The 18,106-nt window shown below is 39.0% G+C and carries 20 protein-coding genes; 9 read left to right on the plus strand and 11 right to left on the minus strand.

Features of this window, described 5'->3' with window-relative positions:
• Positions 1-42: 42 nt before the first annotated feature.
• The 5 genes from AYS37_RS03345 to AYS37_RS03365 all read left to right on the plus strand — a co-directional run bounded on the left by AYS37_RS03345 (position 43) and on the right by AYS37_RS03365 (position 4,499).
• A complete protein-coding gene (locus AYS37_RS03345) occupies positions 43-750 on the plus strand; it encodes a tRNA threonylcarbamoyladenosine dehydratase (protein WP_001294096.1) in 708 nt (235 codons plus the stop codon).
• Positions 716-862 (plus strand): hypothetical protein, encoded by a 147-nt coding sequence (locus tag AYS37_RS03350; protein ID WP_000656207.1) that lies wholly within the window; start codon positions 716-718, stop codon positions 860-862. Before AYS37_RS03345 ends, AYS37_RS03350 begins: the two co-directional genes overlap by 35 nt.
• Positions 863-865: 3 nt before the next feature.
• Positions 866-1,747, plus strand: coding sequence for a carbon-nitrogen hydrolase (locus AYS37_RS03355; protein ID WP_000638540.1), 882 nt, complete (start codon positions 866-868; stop codon positions 1,745-1,747).
• A 122-nt stretch (positions 1,748-1,869) separates the two neighbouring features.
• Positions 1,870-3,183 (plus strand): Na+/H+ antiporter family protein, encoded by a 1,314-nt coding sequence (locus AYS37_RS03360; RefSeq protein WP_000892271.1) that lies wholly within the window; start codon positions 1,870-1,872, stop codon positions 3,181-3,183.
• Positions 3,183-4,499, plus strand: coding sequence for an MATE family efflux transporter (locus tag AYS37_RS03365; protein ID WP_241209038.1), 1,317 nt, complete (start codon positions 3,183-3,185; stop codon positions 4,497-4,499). Before AYS37_RS03360 ends, AYS37_RS03365 begins: the two co-directional genes overlap by 1 nt.
• Here AYS37_RS03365 and rny read toward each other — a convergent pair whose 3' ends face one another.
• Together rny and AYS37_RS03375 are read right to left on the minus strand one after the other, a co-directional pair.
• Positions 4,500-6,011 (minus strand): ribonuclease Y, encoded by a 1,512-nt coding sequence (gene rny / locus AYS37_RS03370; RefSeq protein WP_001874577.1) that lies wholly within the window; start codon positions 6,009-6,011, stop codon positions 4,500-4,502. It lies immediately after the preceding gene.
• Positions 5,989-6,663, minus strand: coding sequence for a 5-formyltetrahydrofolate cyclo-ligase (locus AYS37_RS03375; protein WP_080023662.1), 675 nt, complete (start codon positions 6,661-6,663; stop codon positions 5,989-5,991). The genes rny and AYS37_RS03375 overlap by 23 nt, the downstream gene beginning before the upstream one ends.
• 97 nt (positions 6,664-6,760) lie before the next feature.
• Here AYS37_RS03375 and AYS37_RS03380 point away from each other — a divergent pair, with 97 nt between their 5' ends.
• Both AYS37_RS03380 and ftsY read left to right on the plus strand, forming a co-directional pair.
• Positions 6,761-7,318, plus strand: a complete 558-nt coding sequence (locus tag AYS37_RS03380) for a hypothetical protein (RefSeq protein WP_001220410.1) — start codon at positions 6,761-6,763, stop codon at positions 7,316-7,318.
• Between the two features lie 6 nt (positions 7,319-7,324).
• On the plus strand, positions 7,325-8,206 hold the full coding sequence (gene ftsY, locus AYS37_RS03385; protein WP_000481550.1) for a signal recognition particle-docking protein FtsY: 882 nt from the start codon (positions 7,325-7,327) through the stop codon (positions 8,204-8,206).
• 8 nt (positions 8,207-8,214) lie between these two features.
• Here the strand turns inward: ftsY and AYS37_RS08605 are convergent, their stop codons facing one another.
• From AYS37_RS08605 to moaA, 5 genes are all read right to left on the minus strand, one after another.
• A complete protein-coding gene (locus AYS37_RS08605; RefSeq protein ID WP_000392894.1) occupies positions 8,215-8,535 on the minus strand; it encodes a YkgJ family cysteine cluster protein in 321 nt (106 codons plus the stop codon).
• Positions 8,504-9,373, minus strand: coding sequence for a hypothetical protein (locus AYS37_RS03395; RefSeq protein WP_000888866.1), 870 nt, complete (start codon positions 9,371-9,373; stop codon positions 8,504-8,506). Before AYS37_RS03395 ends, AYS37_RS08605 begins: the two co-directional genes overlap by 32 nt.
• A gap of 140 nt (positions 9,374-9,513) precedes the next feature.
• Positions 9,514-9,822 carry a hypothetical protein gene (locus AYS37_RS03400; RefSeq protein WP_000392453.1) on the minus strand — a complete coding sequence of 103 codons (309 nt, stop codon included), beginning with the start codon at positions 9,820-9,822 and terminating at the stop codon, positions 9,514-9,516.
• 10 nt (positions 9,823-9,832) lie between these two features.
• Entirely contained in the window at positions 9,833-10,657 is an 825-nt protein-coding gene (locus AYS37_RS03405) for a hypothetical protein (protein WP_000892388.1), read from the minus strand.
• A 256-nt stretch (positions 10,658-10,913) separates the two neighbouring features.
• Positions 10,914-11,879, minus strand: a complete 966-nt coding sequence (gene moaA, locus AYS37_RS03410; RefSeq protein ID WP_033608202.1) for a GTP 3',8-cyclase MoaA — start codon at positions 11,877-11,879, stop codon at positions 10,914-10,916.
• A gap of 86 nt (positions 11,880-11,965) precedes the next feature.
• Here moaA and mobA point away from each other — a divergent pair, with 86 nt between their 5' ends.
• Together mobA and flhB are read left to right on the plus strand one after the other, a co-directional pair.
• Positions 11,966-12,571 (plus strand): molybdenum cofactor guanylyltransferase MobA, encoded by a 606-nt coding sequence (gene mobA / locus AYS37_RS03415; RefSeq protein WP_000795316.1) that lies wholly within the window; start codon positions 11,966-11,968, stop codon positions 12,569-12,571.
• Positions 12,564-13,640, plus strand: coding sequence for a flagellar biosynthesis protein FlhB (gene flhB / locus AYS37_RS03420; protein WP_000796905.1), 1,077 nt, complete (start codon positions 12,564-12,566; stop codon positions 13,638-13,640). Before mobA ends, flhB begins: the two co-directional genes overlap by 8 nt.
• 98 nt (positions 13,641-13,738) lie before the next feature.
• Here flhB and AYS37_RS03425 read toward each other — a convergent pair whose 3' ends face one another.
• Genes AYS37_RS03425 through tyrS form a run of 4 tightly spaced genes read right to left on the minus strand, consistent with a single transcriptional unit; the run spans position 13,739 to position 18,105 of the window.
• Positions 13,739-14,476 carry a hypothetical protein gene (locus tag AYS37_RS03425; RefSeq protein ID WP_001012464.1) on the minus strand — a complete coding sequence of 246 codons (738 nt, stop codon included), beginning with the start codon at positions 14,474-14,476 and terminating at the stop codon, positions 13,739-13,741.
• Positions 14,477-14,483: 7 nt separating this feature from the next.
• A complete protein-coding gene (locus tag AYS37_RS03430; RefSeq protein ID WP_000961051.1) occupies positions 14,484-15,782 on the minus strand; it encodes an N-acetylmuramoyl-L-alanine amidase family protein in 1,299 nt (432 codons plus the stop codon).
• A 6-nt stretch (positions 15,783-15,788) separates the two neighbouring features.
• Positions 15,789-16,880, minus strand: coding sequence for a decanoate oxidase/trans-2-decenoyl-[acyl-carrier protein] isomerase FabX (fabX, locus tag AYS37_RS03435; RefSeq protein ID WP_000255243.1), 1,092 nt, complete (start codon positions 16,878-16,880; stop codon positions 15,789-15,791).
• A gap of 16 nt (positions 16,881-16,896) precedes the next feature.
• Positions 16,897-18,105 (minus strand): tyrosine--tRNA ligase, encoded by a 1,209-nt coding sequence (gene tyrS, locus AYS37_RS03440; RefSeq protein WP_000435625.1) that lies wholly within the window; start codon positions 18,103-18,105, stop codon positions 16,897-16,899.
• Between the last annotated feature and the right edge of the window lies 1 nt (position 18,106).

Raw genomic sequence — 18,106 nt, forward strand, 5'->3', positions numbered from 1 at the left:
CTACGATACAATAAAAGCACTATTTTTATTGAAGGCTAAAGGTTGTCTGAACCCATAGATAGATTCACGCGCATAAGGTGGTTGTTTAAAAACGATTTTGAAAAAATCCGCCAACAAAGGGTTTTAATCTGTGGCGTGGGGGGCGTGGGAGGCTTTGCGCTAGATGCTTTGTATCGTGTGGGGATAGGGCAAATCACTATCATTGATAAAGACGTGTTTGATGTTACCAATCAAAACCGCCAGATTGGCTCAGAAAGGATAGGAGAATCTAAAGTGTTGGTGTTGCAAGATCTCTATAAGGGCGTTCAAGCTTTGAATTTGCATGTAGATGAAGCGTTTTTAAATTCATTTAATTTTAGAGATTATGATTACATTTTAGATTGCATGGACGATTTGCCTATTAAAACAAGCCTAGCGATAAAATGCCAGAATTTCGCTTACGGGAAATTTATCAGCTCTATGGGGAGTGCGAAGCGTTTGAACCCTAAACACATCCAAGTGGGGAGCGTGTGGGAAAGCTATGGCGATAAATTCGGGCGTAAATTTAGGGATTTTTTAAAAAAACGCCGTTTTAAAGGGGATTTTAAAGTGGTTTTTAGCCCCGAAGTTACGCATTGCATAGAGCTTGGGAGTTTTAATGCGGTTACGGCGAGTTTTGGTTTGCAAATAGCGAGTGAAGTCGTGCAAGACATTATCAACAATGAAAGGCAGTGGAATGAAAGATTACGAAGACGAATTGGAAGATTTTGAAGAAGAAGAATTAGAGGGCTTTGAAGAAGAAGATGAAGAGTATAATGATTATAAGAATGTCTATGATGATGACGATTATGAAGACTATAACTCTGATTATGAAGAAGAGTGAAAAATGATTTATGCAGGCGTCCTCCAGCATGCTTATTGCGGTTCTAGAAAAAAAACCATAGAGCATACAGCCAACCTGCTTGAACAAGCGCTAAAAAAACACCCTAAAACCAATTTAGTGGTGTTGCAAGAATTGAACCCTTATAGTTATTTTTGCCAGAGCGAAAACCCTAAATTTTTTGATCTAGGCGAGTATTTTGAAGAAGATAAGGCTTTTTTTAGCGCTTTAGCTCAAAAATTTCAAGTGGTGCTTATTACTTCTTTATTTGAAAAGCGCGCTAAAGGGTTGTATCACAACAGTGCGGTTGTGTTTGAAAAAGATGGCTCAATCGCTGGAGTGTATCGCAAAATGCACATTCCTGATGATCCGGGGTTTTATGAAAAATTTTATTTCACGCCGGGGGATTTGGGCTTTGAGCCTATTATTACAAGCGTGGGGAAATTAGGGCTTATGGTGTGCTGGGATCAGTGGTATCCTGAAGCAGCAAGGATCATGGCTTTAAAAGGGGCAGAAATTTTAATCTATCCTAGCGCGATAGGGTTTTTAGAAGAAGATTCTAATGAAGAAAAAAAGCGTCAGCAAAACGCATGGGAGACGATCCAAAGAGGGCATGCGATCGCTAATGGCTTGCCTTTGATTGCGACTAACAGAGTGGGCGTGGAGTTAGATCCGAGCGGCGCAATTAAGGGAGGCATTACTTTTTTTGGCTCTAGTTTTGTGGTGGGGGCTTTAGGCGAGTTCTTGGCTAAAGCGAGCGATAAAGAAGAGATTTTGTATGCGGAAATTGATTTAGAACGCACCGAAGAAGTGCGCCGAATGTGGCCGTTTCTAAGAGACAGACGCATTGATTTTTATAACGATTTGTTGAAACGCTATATCAATTAGTCAATCAATTTAAGATTTAAGGTTAGAAAGGATTAAACATGGTAGGTGTAATTTTTTGCGCTAAACAAGTGCAAAAATTCTATCATTTTTGCGCGGTATCTTTATTTTAACAAGGAGCAAAAATGCTAGAAAATGGCTCTATATGGAGCAATCCTGCCTTTGTGGCTATCATTTGCATGTGCGTTCTTAGCCTTTTAAGGCTCAATGTCATGCTTTCTATGATTAGCGCGACTCTCATAGCAGGGCTTATGGGAGGGCTTGGGATCACGGAGAGTTTTAATGCAATGATAGACGGCATGAAAGGCAATTTAAACATCGCTTTAAGCTACATCCTTTTAGGGGCTTTAGCGGTAGCGATCGCTAAAAGCAACCTCATTAAAGTCGCTTTGAGTAAGTTGATAGGCTTGATGGATTACAAACGATCCACTTTTTGCTTTTTGATCGCTTTCATCGCATGTTTTTCGCAAAATTTAGTGCCGGTGCATATCGCTTTTATCCCTATTTTAATCCCCCCTCTTTTACATTTGATGAACCGGCTAGAATTGGATAGAAGAGCGGTCGCTTGTGCTTTAACCTTTGGCTTGCAAGCCCCCTACTTGGTGCTTCCTGTAGGGTTTGGCTTGATTTTTCAAACCACCATTTTAGAGCAATTAAAAGCTAATGGCGTTAGCACCACCATAGCGCAAATCACAGGAGTGATGTGGATAGCGGGGTTAGCGATGGTTGTTGGGCTGCTTTTAGCGGTATTAACGCTATACAAAAAACCCAGGCACTACAAAAAAAAATCTTTTGATATAGAAAATTACGCCTCGCTTCAATTAAACTACCATGACTACTTGACTTTTATAGGGATTGTCGTGGCGTTTGCGATCCAATTAGCTACCGATTCGATGCCCTTAGCCGCCTTTTTAGCGTTAGCGATCATCTTACTGGGGCGTGGCATTAAGTTTAAAGAAACAGACTCGCTTATGGACGATAGCGTAAAAATGATGGCGTTTATCGCTTTTGTGATGTTAGTGGCTAGCGGGTTTGGAGAAGTGTTGCAAAAAGTGCATGCGATAGAGGGCTTAGTGAATGCGATCACAAGCGTAGTCCAAGGGAAGCTTTTAGGGGCTTTTTTAATGCTTGTTGTAGGGCTTTTTATCACTATGGGGATAGGGACTTCTTTTGGCACGATTCCTATCATCGCTGTGTTTTATGTCCCTTTATGCGCGAAATTAGGATTCAGTATAGAATCTACGATTTTACTCATCGGCATAGCCGCAGCCTTAGGCGATGCAGGCTCACCGGCTAGCGATAGCACCATGGGGCCTACTTGCGGGCTTAACGCAGACAACCAGCACAATCATATCTATGACACATGCGTGCCGACTTTCTTAGTCTATAACCTCCCTTTGATTGTTTTTGGAGTTCTTGGAGCGTTACTATTAGGCTAATCTATCAAGTTAAGAAAATCTTTTCTTTAGCCTTACCCTCTGGGGTTAATGCTTTTTTAGATGTGCTGGTGGTAGCGCTCTCGGTTTTTTTTGTGGGTAAGATTTCGCACCATCACATTGTGGCTTTAGGGGTGGGCTTGCAATTTTTGATGCTTTTTTATGGCATCAATACGATTTTATACACCGGCACTAACGCCATTCTGTCTAGGCTCGTGGGAGCTAGGGATTTTACTCAAATCAATCACGCTTTTTCCAGTATTTTTATAGGGGCGTTTGTGATCTGTTTGGGCGTGCTGTTTGCTTCTTATTTTTTGATTGAGCCTTTTTTAAATTGGATGCAATTACAAAATCCTTCGCGCCAATTGACGCAAGATTATTTAGAAGTCTTAGTTATCGCGCTACCGAGTATTTTTTTAAAAAATGTTTTAGTTTCAGCGCTCGCTAGCTTTTCAGACACCTTAACCCCCTTTATTGTTAAAATCATCATGGTCATTGCATGCATTTTTTTGAATCAAGCCTTGATTTTTGGAGATTTTGGTTTTAAAGAAATGGGGATTGTAGGCTCTGCTTTAGCGAATGTGGTTGTTTCTTATTGGGAATTACTCACGCTTGGCGTTTGGATACAAATCAAAAAAATCCCTTTAAAATTCAAAATAACCTTTCATTTTTCTTTTTTAAAAACCATGTTTAGAGTGGGTTGGCCGGCCGGGTTTGAGCGCTTATTGAGTTTGTTTTCTTTAATCCTCTTATCCAAATTTGTAGCGAGCTATGGGGATAAGGTGTTAGCGGGCATGCAAATAGGCATTAGAGTTGAAACCTTTTCGTTCATGCCCGGATTTGGGTTTATGATCGCAGCGATGGTTTTAACAGGGCAAAATTTAGGAGCGAACAAGCCAAAGATCGCCACAGAATACGTGCATTTGATTTTAAAAATCTCTATGGGTTTAATGGGGGTTTTAGGGATTGTTTTAGTCTTATTCGCTAAAGAATTCGCGAGCCTTTTTTCTCAAGATGGAGAAGTTTTGGAAGTGGCGCGATCTTATCTGATCGCTGTGGGTCTCTCTCAAGCCCCCTTAATTGGGTATTTTGTGCTAGATGGAGTTTTTAGGGGGGCTGGCATTTCTAAAGTCTCACTATACATTAACACCCTAAGCTTATGGGGGTTAAGGATCATGCCCATTTATTTGCTTTTAATTCATCATTTTAAGGTGGAATTTATTTTTGTGGTGATCGCATCAGAAACTTTTTTGCGCTCATTCATCTACTATAAAGTTTTTTCTAAAGGCATTTGGAAAAGGTGCGGGAAAAAGGCTTAATCATTGCTTGAGCGTAGCGGTCGTTTTGAAACGATTTTCTCGCACCACTTGCACGCCCACTTCACCCACATACTGAGCGCTCTCTTCTATCTTTTTAGCGATCTTTCTGGCAATAATAGGCACTTGATTGTCCCTAACTTGGTTGGATTTGACAATCACTCTTAATTCTCGCCCGCTCTCCATCGCATACGCCTTTTCCACCCCATCAAATTCTAGCGCGATCTCTTCTAAAGCTTGCATGCGTTTAGCGTATTCTTCATCGCTCTTTCTTCTAGCGCCCGGACGCCCTGCTGAAAGCGCATCAGCCGCGCACACGCTCGCGCACTCCACGCTCAAAATCTCTTCATGCCCATGGTGGGCATAAATCGCGTTGATCACAACCGGGTCTTCTTTATGGCGCTTGCACACTTCAACGCCTAAATTCACATGGTCTCTCCCAAGCTCTTGGGTGAGCGCTTTACCAATATCATGCAAAATACCGGCTCTTCTGGCGAGCTTTTTATCCCCCCCAAGCTGTTCTGCAATCAGGCCGGCTAAAAGAGCGACTTCTTTAGAATGCTGTAAGGCGTTTTGCCCAAAACTAGAGCGGTAACGCATCTTGCCTATTAAAATTTTAAGCTCATCTTCCATAGCCCCAAGTTCTAACTCTAACACCACGCTCTCCCCTTCAGAAAGCAATTCTTTTTCCAGGTTGCGCGCGACTCTATGATAAACCTCTTCAATCCTGTTAGGCTGGATACGGCCGTCTTCTATTAAAATCTTAAGCGTCTCGCTCGCCACTTCACGCCGATAAAGATTGAAACTAGACAAACATAATTCGCTACTATCTTCGCTAAATTCTATATCCACCCCGCTGACTTTTTTAAACGCTTCAATATTTTTCCCGTCTTTGCCTATCACACGACCGATATAATCTGAGCAAGGCAAAGCGATACGACTTGTTAAATTCTCTATCGCGTAATTACCCGCAAAACGGGCTGTCGCTTCCGCTAAAATGGCATACGATTTTTTCTTGCCCTCTTCTTTGGCTTCTTTTTCATAACGCTTGATTAACGCGCTTTTTTGCGCTTCTAATTCTTCTTCTAGCTGCTCTAAAACCATGCTTTTAATTTCATCTTTGGTATAAGCCATGTAATTGAGCATCGCGTCTAGCGCTTTGGCTTGAGCTTCTTTGCAAACAGCGCGCTGTTTTTTAAAATTTTCTTTTTCTTGCTCTAAAATTTGGCGTTCTTTTTCAAGCTCTTGTTTTTCCTTTTCCAAATAGCGTTTTTCATCTCTTACAAATTCTTTGTGCTGCGCTTCTAAATGCTTCAAATGCGCTTCTTTTTTTTCAAAATGGGTTTGGAGTTGCAAATTTTTGTTTTCGTATTGTTTCTGCAATTTGCATTCTCGGCTTTTCATGCGTATCTCTTCAGCTTCCACAAAAGATTTCGCTTGAAACTCCATTAATTTGGCTTTAGCTGAAGCGCCTTTTAAAATGGTTTGCCCTCTAGCATAATAGATCTTTTTCATCACATAATACATGACTAGAGCGGTAATCAAACACGCTACTAAGACTTCTAATGAAATGTAAATTAACCCGCTGCTCATAATGTTTCCTTCTATTATTCTTCATAACGATACGAGCATTCATGTAAAGATCCGCTTCAATGTCATAGGCGTCTGTAAGAACACCATTAGCTAACGCTAATTCCCTACTCACAAACACGATTAAGGGGCGTTTTAGTCGCCTTTTGAATAATTGGGGTAAACTCCTATCATACATGCCTAGCCCAAAACCCACGCGCCTAAAGCTTGTATCCATTCCTAAAATCGGCACGACAATACAATCTAATTTCCGCTTATAATAGTGCGACAAACTCGGCTCATCAAACCACCCCAAACGCCTTAAGGGCAACCTAAAGGGCGCGATAGTAAAATCCTCTTTAGAAAAATGAGCACCTTTTTTGATGCTTTTAGGCAACCACACGCGCTTATTTTTTTGTCTTAACTTCAAAATCAAAGGCCTAATGTCAAGCTCATGCCCTAACGGGCTATACAATAAAATATTTTGATAATCTTTGAGTTTCCAAAACAAAAGCTTGCAAGCCAGTTTATCCCTGACTGCTTTATCTTTAGTTGGTTTAGCCCTTTTCAAGCGTTCTTTACAAAAATCTCTAAAAATCGTTTTAATGGTTATAATCCTTAAATTTTAGACTTACATTATAGTATAATTTTAGGTTATTAGTTACCATTTTATTATTCTTAAGGATGTGTTTATAATGAGAATTAAGGCTTATTTTTTGCGTTTTATCGCGCTGGTTTTGATCGTTTTGTTGGGTTTTAACGCTTGTAAAAATTCCCAAAAACCTCAAGATTCTCAAAACAATACCCCACAAGAAAATAGCCCTAAAACCTACACCGCTATGGATCTGAATAACCAAGAATACACGATCACAGGCGATTTAGATTCCCTAAACATCAGCCCGGATTCCAACGCCCCTACCCTATTAGTTTTAAGCGCTTTAGACGATTTTTTAAAAAATTACGCCCCCACCTTTAACATCTTAAAAAAAACTTTTAAAGATCGTTTGAGGGTGCTTATTTTACTCAATCAACCCTATTCAAGCGATGCAATCAAAGATTTTAGCGTGCGTTCTCAAGCTGATTTGATGATTTTAAACCCTAAAGATACCGCTCTTTTTGATCATTTAAACCATAACGCTTTAAACCATTCCTTTAACATGCTCTTATATCACAAACACCAATTGATTAAAATGTATCAAGGGATCGTGCCAGCAGAAATGCTCCAATTTGATATTTCCAATTTAAAGGATTAAAAAACCATGTTTAATTTTTTCAAAAAAATTGTCAATAAAATTAAGGGTGAAGAGGCTAAAGAAAAAAAGCGTGAAAATATTCCTAAAGAGGAATTAGAAGAAATTTTGATTGGCTTTGACATCCAATACGATTTGATAGAGAGCTTGTTACAGCATTTAGGCGATTTGGTTACGCCCAAGCAATTAGAGGTCGCTTTGTTGCGTTTTGTGCGTGGGGAAAGCTATTATGATAAAACCCGCCTAAAGACTATCACCACAAAGCCCTTAGTGCATTTGATCGTGGGGGTTAATGGGGCGGGCAAAACCACAACGATCGCTAAATTAGCCAAACTCTCTTTAAAACAGCATAAAAAAACGCTTTTAGGAGCCGGCGATACTTTTAGAGCGGCCGCAGTCAAACAGCTCCAATTATGGGGCGAAAAGCTTAACATTCAAGTCATTAGCGCTAAAGAAGGGAGCGATCCAAGCTCTTTAGCTTATAACACCATAGAAAGCGCGATCGCTAAAAATATAGATGAAGTTTTTATAGACACCGCCGGGAGGCTGCACAACCAAACCAACCTTAAAAACGAGCTTTCTAAAATCGCGCGCACCTGCTCTAAAGTTTTAAAAGACGCCCCCTTTTACAAATTCCTTATTTTAGACGGCACGCAAGGGAGTTCTGGGCTAACGCAAGCGAAAATTTTCCATGAGACTTTGGCGTTAGATGGCGTGATTATGACTAAGCTTGATGGCACTTCTAAGGGCGGGGCGATTTTAAGCGTGCTGTATGAGTTGAAATTACCCATTCTTTATTTAGGAATGGGCGAAAAAGAAGACGATTTGATCGCTTTTGATGAAGAACGCTTTATAGAAGACTTGGTTGATGCGGTGTTTGTGGGACAATAAATTAAAAATTATTTCCTAAGAATGACCCTGAAGCTCTTATCCATGTGGTTTGCTTCTTGCAAAGCGTTACAAATCTCTGCGTTTTTGGCATAAAACTCCTTCAGCGGGATGTGGGGATAAAGCTTTTTGTGCGCTTCATCAATCCTGCAAATTAACGGGCGCGATTCATAAATCTTGCACAGATTGGTTTCTAAATCCAAAAACTTGCACACCCCATTGCCAGTATCAAACCCAATAAGCTCAATAATCCCGGTGATATTTTTACAGCAAAGCCCGCAAGAGGTGCAAGGGAAGCGATTAAGAGTTATTCGCTTTTTTGATTCTTCCATTTTTTCCCCAAAACGATCTAAAAAATTCAAATAATCTGCGTGCCAATCCAAATTTGATTTTAGTTGAATTAATTAAATCATAATGCTCAGTTTCTAGGCTATTCATCTCCCTTTGCATAAACTCTAGCTTACTTTGTGTAGCTTCATTGAGCTTTTGGTGTTCATCCATAATAGGGGCTTCCAAAAAAGCACTCAAAGTCATAAGAGTTGAATAAGTAGTAGCTATCTGATCATTTTCTTTTTGATTGTAATGTGAAACATCATAGTTGTGCTTTTTCATCGTAGCGATTGCCTCTTGAGAAAGCGAGAAAAACAGTGCGTCAAATTTTGTGATCTGCCTAGTGAAATACATTGCCATTTTTTCAATAGCTTGAAACTGATCAATCATCACAACCGCTTCCTCAAATCTCACTCTGATCTCTTCGTAGCGAGCCTTAGCATTTTCTAGCTTTTTTTCCATTTCAGCGGCTCTCAAAGCTCCAAAAATAGCGAGTGCGGGTCCGGCTAAAAGCCCCATACTTCCAACTATACCTCCAGCAGCCAAACCAAATCCCACAGAGAAATTTCCCACAGCATTTCCAACGACACCAAAGATATCAAAGGAACTCATCTTGAGATTTTTATCAATAATTTTTAGTGTATCTGACACAGAGAGTTGGATATTTTCCATGCTATCTTTTTTGTTGCTAAGTTCAAATCCTTTTAATTGATTAAAATGGTGCGAAAATTCTGAAATTACTTGATTTCTAATATAACACTTTTTCTCTTCAAATCTCGCAAGAGCAAACTCGCAATCAGAAGCCACAGCTTTAATAACTTCTTCTGCTTCCTCTAGCAAATCATTGCCTTCATTGATATACTTAATATATTCATTGGTCTCTTCGCTGAGAATGTCTGCATCAACTTTTTTTAACTCCGTATCCTGCTGCCGCTAGGGCCACTCCAGCTAAAATAAGTGGCAATGGCATGTTTTATCCTTTATGTGTTTATGATTTTTTTTAAAACTTCTAGATTTTCATCAATGCTTTTTTGAAGCTCAGATAACACGGCTTTCTTTTGTTCTCTTGATAAATCGCTTGCATCAATAAGATCTTCATGGCGGTAGATAAGGCTGAGCGTTTGACCAATATCAATAATTTCTTCAATAACGCCATCTTCAATCCCATGCGTTCTAGCGGCTTGCACGAATTTCTCACGATCTCTTTGACTGAAAGAACCACCCTTTTCTAACGACTTCAGCACTTTGGTTAAGATCACACTTTGACCCATATCTTTTTGTTCTTCCATGATTTCTCCTTTAAATTTCTATTTTTACACCATTATTCATGAGTTCCAAAAATTCTTGGGTATTATTAAACAAGGGCTTTTGACCTAGTCTTTCTTGAATCTTATTATTGACTCTTATGGCCAAATTCGCATCGCCTGCATAAAGCGCCCTCTCAAGATTATTAAAATTCTCATTAAAGAATTTTACATTCCCATGAAAATATTGCTTAAACACTTCATTAAATTGATTTTGATACATCTCTAACTGTCTGATACTCTCACGGCATTCTTTTTCAATCTCTATACGCCTTTGGCGTGCCAATTTAGCCTCTTTTAGAGCATCTCGCAAATTTTCACAGAGAGTTTTGCTCAGTAATGCACCCACAAAATTTCCAATTATCGCTCCAACTCCAGGAATGGGGATGAATGTTTGACCAACAACTGCCATAGCTTTTGTGCCTAAAATTTTCGTGCCAGTGTGTAACAAACGACAAGAAAGCTCATCATCATCGATCTTTTGAGAACCATAGTCAATGAATATCTTATAACATTCTATGCCAGTTTTTTCTAAGTGCATCACACCTTCTAAGTCTCCATCAAAACTTTGGATTGTTTGGTTTGGACTATTTGAAACCATGTCTTTAAGAAAGGCTGCTCTACCATAGCTAAGCACCACATCCTTTGCATCCTTCATGGCTTGATCGAACGCTTCTTTGGAATCCTTTCCATTTCCAACATATTCATATAAATTCATCAATAATAATGGTGCAAATTTTATAAGCATTTTGCTCTCTGTAATATCCACCCCTGCTTCATGAGAGCTTTGTAACGAAATATCTTGCATGTTTTCTAACATGAATTACCCTCTCTTTAGCGGTGTTAATAGGTGAGATTTAAAAAAAGTGAGAAATTTAGGGGATTCTAAAAGGTTTATGGTAGGCTTATAAGTAACCCCCCCCCGAAAGACTAGGACTAAAAAAGCTAGGGATAAAAAACGCTAGGACTTTTTCCATAAAGACCTCCTTATTGTTCAATCCTAGCCACTATAACCAAAAATCCTAAACAAACCGCTTTATTTTTAATAAAAAGGTTTAAAATAATAAATATTTTCCCTACCCCCCTGTGTAGTAAAACGCCCTTGTGGGAGTTTCGCTGTTTTTATCATTCCACATGTTTTTTTCTGGTTTATTGATGATGGATTGCTTTAAAAGTCTTTTCATCATTTTTGTATCTTTATTTATGATCGCTTCTTTAGCGTCTATGGCGTCTTGATAGTATAAACATGGGCAAATTTTGCCATCAGAAGCCAAACGGATACGATTGCAAGATTGGCAAAAATCATCGCTATGCGGAGCGATAATGCCAAATTGATAACCATTTTCTAGCGTGTAGATTTTAGAAGACACTTGTTTGGGTTTTTCTGTCTCAATGATTTGATATTTTTGAGCGATCAAATCTAAAATTTCTCGCTCTTTCAAGCCTTTAACCAAACTTTTAGCATGCGTATTTTCCATAAATTCAATGTAGCGGATTTGTATATGCCTATTTTTTGCGTATTCTAAAAGCTCTAAGATTTCATCATCATTAACGCTTTTTATCACAACCGTGTTTAACTTGAGTTTTAAACCCACTTTTAAGGACTCTTCAATCCCTTCTAGCGTGTTTTTAAGAGCGTCTTTTTGAGAGATTTTTAAGACCCTATCGCTTTTTAAAGAATCCAATGAAACATTCACCCGTGATAACCCAGCATCTTTTAAACCCTTAGCCATTTTTTTGAGTAAAAAACCATTAGTGCTTAAAACTAACGCTACTTCCTTATTGTAAGCGTGCAATTTAGCGATAAACTCGTCTAAACCCTTGCGTAATAGCGGCTCCCCACCCGTGATTCTGATTTTTTTAACGCCTTCATCAATGGCGATTTTAAGAAATTCTAAAACATTATCCAAAGGCAATAATTCTTCATCATCAAAAAAATTTAATGGCGTAGCAGGCATGCAATACTGGCACCTGAAATTGCATTGTTTGGTTACAGAAACCCTAATATAGTCAATAACCCTATTAAAACTATCTACTAACACTCCCTTTATCCCTTATGCCCTTTATTTAAGCTTTTAGTGTAACATAATAAACAACGACTTAACAACATTAAACAAGGATAGATCTTTTGAAAAACCCTATCATTGATAACATTCCTTGCGTTTTATTAGCTGGGGGCAAAAGCTCTCGTTTTACCATCAATAACATTCAAATCAATAAGGCTCTTGTGCCTTTAAAATCGTATCCTAGCCTTTTAGAATACCAATACACGCGCCTTTTAAAACTTTTCAAAAAAGTCATTATCAGCGCTAAAAAATCGTATGAACTAAACGCTCCCTATCTTTTAGAAAAAGAGAGCGATCTTTTTTCACCCCTTGTTGGCATTCATAACGCTTTTTTAACGCTGCAAACCCCTTATATTTTTTTTATCCCTATAGATACGCCTTTAGTGTCCTTTGAGAGCATCAAGGCTCTTTGTGGGATTGAAAATTTTAGCGTAATCTATGCTAAAAGCCCTACAAAAGAACATTATTTAATTTCTCTGTGGCATCAAAATATCCTTAACGCTCTTTGTTACGCTCTTAAAACACAAAATTATCGCCTTAGCGATCTTGTGAAAAATACCTCTTCTGTCGCTATCCATTTTGATAAAGAAGAAGAATTTTTAAACCTCAACACCTTAAAAGACTATGAATTAGCCGTTCAAATTTTAAAAAAGAGGGCCAATGGCTGAAGAAGAAAAAACCGAACTCCCTAGCGCGAAAAAAATCCAAAAAGCCAGAGAAGAAGGCAATGTGTCTAAGAGCATGGAAGTGGTGGGGGTTTTGGGGTTATTAGCCGGGCTAATGAGTATTTTTGTTTTTTTTATATGGTGGGTGGATGGCTTTAGCGAAATGTATCGCCATGTGTTGAAAGATTTTTCCCTAGATTTCAATAAAGAAAGCGTTCAAGAGCTGTTTAACCAACTGGCTAAAGACACTTTTTTATTGCTTTTACCGATTTTAATCATTTTAGTAGTGGTGGCGTTTTTATCCAATGTCTTGCAATTTGGCTGGCTCTTTGCCCCTAAAGTCATTGAGCCTAAATTTTCTAAAATCAACCCTATCAATGGCGTCAAAAACCTTTTTTCTTTAAAAAAACTCCTTGATGGGAGTTTGATCACCTTAAAAGTTTTTTTAGCTTTTTTTCTGGGGTTTTTCATCTTCTCCTTGTTTTTAGGGGAATTAAACCATGCGGCTCTTTTGAATTTGCAAGGCCAGTTGTTGTGGTTTAAAAATAAGGCGTTATTACTCATTTCTTCGCTTTTATTTTTATTTTTTGTCTTGGCTTTTGTGGATTTAATCATCAAACGCCGCCAATACACCAACTCTTTAAAAATGACTAAACAAGAAGTTAAGGACGAATACAAACAACAAGAAGGGAACCCAGAAATCAAAGCCAAAATCCGCCAAATGATGGTAAAAAACGCCACGAATAAAATGATGCAAGAAATCCCTAAAGCCAATGTCGTAGTGACTAACCCTACCCATTATGCCGTCGCTCTCAAATTTGATGAAGAACACCCTGTGCCTGTGGTGGTGGCTAAAGGCACGGATTATTTAGCCATTAGGATTAAGGGCATCGCTAGAGAGCATGACATAGAAATTATAGAAAATAAAACGCTCGCTAGAGAGCTTTATAAAGATGTGAAATTAAACGCTACCATACCAGAAGAATTGTTTGAAGCCGTGGCGATAGTCTTTGCTCAAGTGGCTAAATTAGAGCAAGAACGCCAAAAACAAAAGATTATTAAACCTCTTTAAGATTTTTGTAAACCCGCTTTTAAGCCCTAAAAAGACACTCAATCAAGGATACTCAACCAAAAAACTTTAACAATCCCTATTGAATGAGAGCCAAGCCTTTAAATCTTATGCTCCAAACGCCTTAAAGTGTTATGCACATATTCTAAAAGCCACCCTAACAAGCCTAAAAAATAAAAACCCAATCGCATGCCATAATATTCTTTAGTTTGAATGAACATGCTAGAGCACAGCACCACCACGCTAAGCCCCACAATCAAAATAAGCGTGTTAGCGTATTCATACAACCCAAAAAGGCGTTTGTGATAGATTAAAACCAGTATCAATAAAATAAGAGCGAGTGTAAAAAGGGAAAAATCCACGCAATCAGACACGCTTAAAAATCTAAAACTCTGTAAAGAAGAAGCAAAAATCCACACGATGCAAATATTCATAGACGGCAAGAAAGATTGCTTCATGCTAGCCCCTAAAAAACGCCACAATAAAGTCGCTAACAGCGCAAAATAGAAAAGATAAAGCACGATTAAAGAATGTTTAACAGGAAAATTCCAAGCGTAGAAAGAAAGGCATAATATCCCTACGCAAGCGCATTTTTGGCGCGTGAGGGTGAAAGGCTTTAGAATAAGCACAAGCAGATAAATTAAAGAAACGCCTATTAACCCCAAGTAATCTAATTTGACAATGAAATCATAAACATGGTTTTCAAACAAAAAAAACAATTGCGAAAAATCATTGCTAAAATGCGAAAACAACAAAGTTTCCACGTTGAACAAAAACAACAAAAAAAACAACGAAGAAAAAACGACTTTATGCGTGTATATCTTTTGGTAAAAATTCATCTATAGCCTAATCATTCTTGCTGAAGAAACTATCAATGCCATCAGCAATGCCCTTAGCCAAGATTTTTTGATACGGTTTGCTTTGGATGCGTTTAGATTCTATCGCATGGGAATTATAACCAATTTCTATTAAAATTGAAGGCATTAAAGCCCCGGCCAATACCCAAAAAGGCCCCTCTCTCACACCCCCATCCACTACATCAGGGTAATTTTTGCGGACACTTTGGAGCATGCCGTATTGCACGTCAATCGCCAGTTTGTTAGAAATAATCAATCGCTGCGTGTTCAATGAATTTAAAAGCAAACTTTTAGAAAAATAATCCATTAAATTCACATCGTCTTTATTTTCTTGCTCAGCCACTTTCCTAGCCCTTTCGCTCCTTGCGGTGGATAAAAAATAAGTCTCTATACCATGAGCGTTAGAGGTGGAGCGTTTAGGGATGGAATTGGCATGCACTGAGATGAATAAATCCGCGCTTTTTTTATTGGCTAATTCCGTGCGAGCCACTAAATCAATGTAAATGTCCTTATCCCTTGTCAATAAAACGCTATAGCCTCTCTTTTTAAGCTCTTTGTGTAAAAACTTCACCACTTCTAAAACAATGTCTTTTTCACACACCAAATTCGCGCTCATCGCCCCGCAATCTTTCCCCCCATGCCCAGCGTCTAAAACGATCTTTTTGTGTTTTTTGCGCTTGGTTTTGATGAAAGCGTCATTTTTTTCTGTTATAAAAACTTGGTTCTTACTCTCATTTTCTAATTCTTTTTTAGGAATTTCTTTTTTAGCGCTCCTTTCGTTCAATGGAGAATGCACATGTTTTGAATGCGCATGCTTAATGGGCGTTTTTTCTTTGGTCTCTTTTTTAATAGATTTAGGGGCAGGTTTAGGGGTGTGGTGTTTTAGCGCATGGTGTTTGGGTGGCTTTGGCGCCATTTGATGCCTAACTAAGGGCTTTTTCTCCACGATAGAAACATAAAGCTTGTCTTTAAGGGTTTTAACCTCATAAGTCATCTTAGGAGCGTAGCTAATGACCACTCGCACTAACTTAGGGCTGAATTGCGCGATCGTGATGAAAGATTGCTTGGAAAATTGGTAATGCTTTTTAGGAATGGTTAAAACGGCTTCTAATTCCAAATAACTCTTGAAATTTTTGAGCGGAACTTCTTTGAATTTCTTAATTTCTTGATTGAACACCATTTTAACGCTGCTAGAGCCAAAAGGCACAATGTTGGTAATTTTAAGGGTTGTAGCACAAGCAAAATGCAACCAAAAAAGACATGCAACAACCCCTAACCTCACAAGCACTACAAATTAACCCTCTGTAAGCTCTTTGATCAATTCATGCACGCTGATAATCTTATCCACTCTATAGCCATTAGCCCCGGTAAAATAAAGCCCCTCTTCTCTGTTTCCTAAATAACTGCGCCCCAAACCATCAGCGATACAATAGCCCACCTTTTTAGCTTCTTCACCTCTGTTACAGGGCGCTACACAATTGCTCACGCATGCGATTTTAGGCGCGTTACCCTCTTCAATACGCTTGATCACCCCCGTATTGATAGCCCTAGCCGGATAGCCTACAGGCGATTTAATGAGTAAAATATCTTCTTTTTTGAGCGTGGGCAAAAGATCGGCATACGCTTTAGCGTCGCATTCTTTCGTGCCTAAAAAACGAGTCGCCATCTGCACCCCACTCGCTCCAAGACTCAACATGGTGTCTATATCCTTCCTATCCCAAATCCCCCCAGCAGCAATGATAGGGATATTCCCCCATTCTTTAGAAGCTTCCACGACTTTAGGCACTAAATTTTCTAATCGGAATTCTTCTTTAAAACAATCTTCGTATTTAAAGCCCTGATGCCCCCCACTCAACGGCCCTTCCACAATGAATGCGTCCGGGATTCTTTTATAGCGATCGCTCCATCTTTTACAAAGGATTTTTAAAGCCTTCGCTGAAGAAATAATAGGGATGAGCGCCACATCGCTAAAATCCTTAGCGAATTCAGGCATGTTAGTGGGCAAACCAGCCCCTGTAATAATAATGTTCGCTCCCGCTTCACAAGAGTCCCTTAAAACACGACCATAGTCATTGATAGCGTATAAAATATTCGCCCCTAAAGGATTGTTCCCGCAAATTTTCCTAGCGTTTGCAAAAATCTCATTCAACGCTTTTTTGGAGTAAAAATTCAAGGCTTCGAAGGGTTTTTTAGCCACAATCCTTTCTACAAAACGCATGTTTTTATAATAACCAGTCCCTACGGCTGAAATCACTCCTAAAGCCCCTTCTTTGGCAACATTTCCAGCTAGTTCATCCCAGCTAATCCCCACACCCATGCCCCCTTGAAAAATAGGGAATTTTATGGTGTGCTTACCGATTTTTAGCGGTTTGAGTGTTGATACCATAGCTCTTTCCTTAATATTAGTTAATATTTAATTTCATAAATCTTTTCTTACCAAGCTGTATAACATAATTTCCTTTAATAAAACGATAACTCTCATCTTTTACCACTTCTTGATTAATCTTTACCCCTCCCCCTTGAATATCGCGCCTGGCTTGTGAAGTGGATGGGCAAAAGCCAATCTGTTTTAAAACATCTAAAACCCCAACCCCCTCATCAAAATCGCTCTCTGATAAAATTTCAGGCAAAAGGTTTGCGCTAAACACTTTAGAAAATTGCTCTTTAGCCTTGAATGCTTGATCATTATCATAATAACGAGCCACGATTTCACCAGCGAGATCTTCTTTAACGGCTTTAGGGTGCAGGGTTTGATTTAAAATACCATGTTTTAAGTCTTCAATTTCTTCTAAAGTCTTAGCGCTCAAAAGGGTGTAATAGCGCCACATGAGATCATCGCTCACGCTCATGATCTTCCCAAACATCGCATTAGGCTCTTCAGTGATCCCCACATAATTCCCCAAGCTTTTACTCATTTTTTGCACCCCATCAAGCCCCTCTAATAAAGGCATGGTAATGACAGACTGCTCTTTATTCAAGCCATAAGATCGTTGCAAAAAGCGCCCCACCAGCAAATTAAACTTTTGATCATTGCCCCCAAGCTCAATATCCGCATCCATCGCCACTGAATCATAGCCTTGCAACAAAGGGTATAAAAATTCCACGATGCTAATGGGGCGGTTTTCTTTATAGCGTTTAGCAAAATCGTCCCTTTCTAGCATTCTAGCGACTGAAAACTTCGCGCACAATTCTATCATGCCTTTTGCGCCTAAAGCATCCAACCAAGTGGAATTAAAGCACACTTCGGTGTGTTTTTGATCTAAAATCTTATAGATTTGCTCTTCATAAGTTTTAGCGTTTTCTAAGACTTGCTCCCGGTTTAAGGGTTTTCTCGTTTCATTTTTCCCTGTAGGATCGCCTATCATAGCGGTAAAATCCCCAATCAAAAACTTAACCCTAGCCCCATATTGCTGCAATAAAGCTAATTTTTGAATCAATACCGTATGCCCTAAATGCAAATCGGGAGCGGTAGGATCAAACCCGGCTTTAACGATAAAGCGTTCATTGGTTTCATAATATTTTCTCACTAGCTTTTCAATGTATTCTAATCCAATGATTTCATTAGCGCCTCTAGCGATCTCTTTTAAGGCGATAGCGATTTTTTGTTCCATG

This window comes from Helicobacter pylori NQ4053, from assembly GCF_000274605.1.
Taxonomy (GTDB): domain Bacteria; phylum Campylobacterota; class Campylobacteria; order Campylobacterales; family Helicobacteraceae; genus Helicobacter; species Helicobacter pylori_CV.